Source organism: Providencia sp. JGM181, from assembly GCF_018257375.1.
GTDB classification, from domain to species: domain Bacteria; phylum Pseudomonadota; class Gammaproteobacteria; order Enterobacterales; family Enterobacteriaceae; genus Providencia; species Providencia lanzhouensis.
In genome coordinates, this window is the sequence record NZ_JAERJY010000222.1 from 1 (window position 1) to 3245 (window position 3245).

Consider the following 3245-nt stretch of genomic DNA (forward strand, 5'->3'; position numbering starts at 1 on the left):
ATACAGGATTATGAGACTGTGTTATGGCTGAAAAAACAGAAAAGCCTACTGACAAGAAAATAAAAGATTCAGCCAAATTGCGTATAAAGGCTTAGCAATAACGTTATTTGAGAGTGTTTTTAACGTTGGATAATGTTGGAGCCAATGTGTTGGTAAAAATGCCGCTGAAAGCGATACAGGCAACAATTGACGCGTAATTTCTGCGGACGTCGTAATCATTACAGGGGAATCATCTTGAAGTAGCGTTGGCTCATTCTTGGGATGAAAATCAGCCCCCCATTCTAGCTTGATAAAATTATACTGAGTAAGGGCTATATTCTTTTGGGATGCCATTAATTGAAGTTGAATAGAACCAATGATGGTACTTTCAAATTCATCCATTTTTGGTGGCTCGATCGCTATCAGTAAGTCTAATTCTCTAGAGTGTAACTGTTTGACGAGTGATTGGCGTGTAGATACGCGAGCTTCTAATCGTAGCTCATCATGTTGGTTATATAAAACTTCCAACCAACCAGTGAGATAACTTTCCCATAATGATGAAGTAGCGCCGATAGACAGCTCTGTATGCTGGGATGCGTGTGATATCTCTTTTTTGGCTTGAAGCCATGTATTCATTAGAGATTCAGCATAAGGAACTAAACGTTCTCCAGCAGCAGTTAAACGAATATTATTTCGGTGTCGTGTGAATAGACTTGTACCTAATTGGGTTTCTAACTGTCTGATACGAAAGCTAACGGCAGACTGCGTTAAGTAGAGAGATTCTGCGGCTCTGCCGAAGTGTCTGGTTCTACTAACTTCTAAAAAAGTTCTTAATAACTCGCTGTCCACACGCATCTCCAATAATTTTTGTCGTGATGATTCAAATGTTTTGTTTTACAGATTGTCAATGCTGTCTAATACTCCGCGCCATATAGAGTTGACCGTAATCAGTTAGGAGTGTGTCAGATGGCAGATAGCTTCATCACGACTAATCGTTTTTTTGATAATAAACATTACCCACGTGGCTTTTCTCGTCATGGTGATTTCACCATCAAAGAAGCTCAGTTGCTAGAACGTCATGGTCAAGCTTTCAATGAGCTTGATACAGGAAAACGCGCAGCGCAAACAGAAGAAGAAAAATTATTCGTCGCTGTTTGCCGTGGAGAGCGCGAACCTACAACCCTTGAAGAAAAAGTATGGGTGAAATATTCTAGCAGAATTAACCGTCCAAAGCGCTTCCACACACTATCGGGTGGTAAGCCACAGATAGATCCATCAGAAGACTATACTGATACGGATGATTAATTTCATTAGTATTAAAACAGTATAAGCATTAAAACAAATAGGGACTTAGGTCCCTTTTGTTGTTTATGTCTAAGCATTAACTTTTGTCTTAATTCCTTCAGCTTACTTGTTTTTGCAAATGAAGCAATAACTTATCCATTACCCGATACCCTAGCGCCTCTAGTAAATGTTCACGTTGTATATTCGGTGAATAGCTAAGATCTGCAATTGTTCGCGAAACTCTAAGAATCCTGTGCCAAGCGCGGATAGATAGCCCTAGTTTAATAAGTGCACTCTCTAAGAATAGTGCATCTTCAGCAGCCAGTAGGCAGGTTTTTGTTGTTTCACTTGCTGTTAGCTGACTATTAATTTTACCCGCTCGATTGATTTGTTGGTTTCTTGCATCAATAACTCGTAAGCGAATTTGTTTGCTAGCTTCGCCTTGGTGCGTTTGTTGACTTAAAGTACCTAGAGGGAGTAGAGGGATCTCAATAGAGAGATCAAACCTGTCTAAGAATGGCCCTGAAATGCGTGATAAGTATCGTAGTACTTTCGTTGGAGAGGTACGGCTCATTTCTCCTTGGTAATGCCCAGTGGGGCTAGGGTTAAGTGCTGCGATTAATTGGAAGTTAGCAGGGAAACACACCTTAGCTTTTGCTCTTGAAATGACAATTTGATGAGATTCTAGCGGTTCTCGTAAAGAGTCTAATACGGAGCGTGTAAATTCAGGTAATTCATCTAGAAACAATATGCCGTGATGGGCGAGGGATATCTCTCCTGGCTTAGGTAAGGAGCCACCACCAATCAAAGCGGTCATTGATGTATTGTGGTGAGGGCATCTAAATGGTCGTGTAGGCCACTTATTTATGGTTTCCATGGTTTGGCTAAGGCTATGTAATGCTGTGACTTCCAGTGCTTCTTGAGGCGTTAAGGGCGGGAGTAAAGTTATCAACCTGTGAGCTAACATAGTTTTACCTGTACCGGGAGGACCTAGCAGTAATAAATTGTGTCCACCTGCTGCGCTGATTTCTAATGCTCGCTTTCCTTGCTCTTGACCTATGATATCGCGAATATCATTTTCATGGTCAAAGGGATAGGCATGTTGAATAACTTGTTGATTACTCGATAGTGTACTTTTTTGATGCAGGTAATGACAAAGTTCCAGTAAAGATGTGGCAAAACTGACGCTTCTATCAGCTAATAAACTGAGTTGATACTGATTATCTTTCGATAGAATTAATTGCCTGTTTTGGTTTATTGCTGCTTGAGCGGCAGGGATCCCACCGTTGACATAGCGTATATCTCCAGAGAGCGCTAACTCACCAAGAAACTCATGATCTTTCAATAACTGATCAGGAATTTGTCCTGATGCCGCAAGTATTGCAATCGCAATAGCTAAATCATAACGACCACTTTCTTTAGGCAAATCTGCTGGCGCTAAGTTTACCGTCATTTTTTTTACTGGATATTCAAAGCCACTATTAACCATAGCACTCCGCACCCTATCTCGCGCTTCTTTAACTGCTGTTTCTGGTAACCCAACTAAAGTTAACCCCGGTAGCCCATTACTAATATGCGCTTCAACAGTCACAAGAGGAGCGTCTAATCCAATAGATGCTCGAGTGTAAACAATAGCTAACGTCATAAATCACCTCTTTGATTGACTAGCATAATATTCTGTTGTGAATCAGACGTGTTTTTCTATTGTGATTTTGATATTTGCGAAGCGACTCGATAATTAAATTGTTTAATTGCATGGGTGTTTCATTTTTTCTCGATGCGTTTTGAAGGCTTTAATTTAGCTAGTTACATTCATTTTGTTTTTTGAATAACAATAGTTTCAACAGCAAATTGGTTAAGTGAGATTAATTTTTTGGATAGGCTTGATAGCGTACATTTCACTAAATCAGAGACAGAGAATTGAACTAAATCATGGGTAAATATTATTGCTAATCGCTAGGTTTTTGCTTTATTAATAGTTG

3 protein-coding genes are annotated in these 3245 nt (G+C 39.9%); 1 reads left to right on the forward strand and 2 read right to left on the reverse strand.

Going from position 1 to position 3245, the window contains the following annotated elements; genetic code table 11:
• Window positions 1-45: 45 nt before the first annotated feature.
• Entirely contained in the window at window positions 46-834 is a 789-nt protein-coding gene (gene hdfR, locus JK188_RS16875; RefSeq protein WP_211888683.1) for an HTH-type transcriptional regulator HdfR, read from the reverse strand.
• Between the two features lie 111 nt (window positions 835-945).
• Between hdfR and JK188_RS16880 the strand changes: the two genes are divergently transcribed.
• Window positions 946-1284, forward strand: a complete 339-nt coding sequence (locus JK188_RS16880; RefSeq protein WP_036948772.1) for a DUF413 domain-containing protein — start codon at window positions 946-948, stop codon at window positions 1282-1284.
• A gap of 97 nt (window positions 1285-1381) precedes the next feature.
• Here the strand turns inward: JK188_RS16880 and JK188_RS16885 are convergent, their stop codons facing one another.
• Window positions 1382-2908: a YifB family Mg chelatase-like AAA ATPase gene (locus tag JK188_RS16885; protein WP_211886792.1), complete on the reverse strand. Its 1527-nt coding sequence runs from the start codon at window positions 2906-2908 to the stop codon at window positions 1382-1384.
• Between the last annotated feature and the right edge of the window lie 337 nt (window positions 2909-3245).

Coding starts and splice junctions, on each gene's coding strand:
- hdfR (WP_211888683.1), bottom strand. CDS start 834: ATGCGTGTGGACAGCGAGTTATTAAGAACTTTTTTAGAAGTTAGTAGA.
- JK188_RS16880 (WP_036948772.1), top strand. CDS start 946: ATGGCAGATAGCTTCATCACGACTAATCGTTTTTTTGATAATAAACAT.
- JK188_RS16885 (WP_211886792.1), bottom strand. CDS start 2,908: ATGACGTTAGCTATTGTTTACACTCGAGCATCTATTGGATTAGACGCT.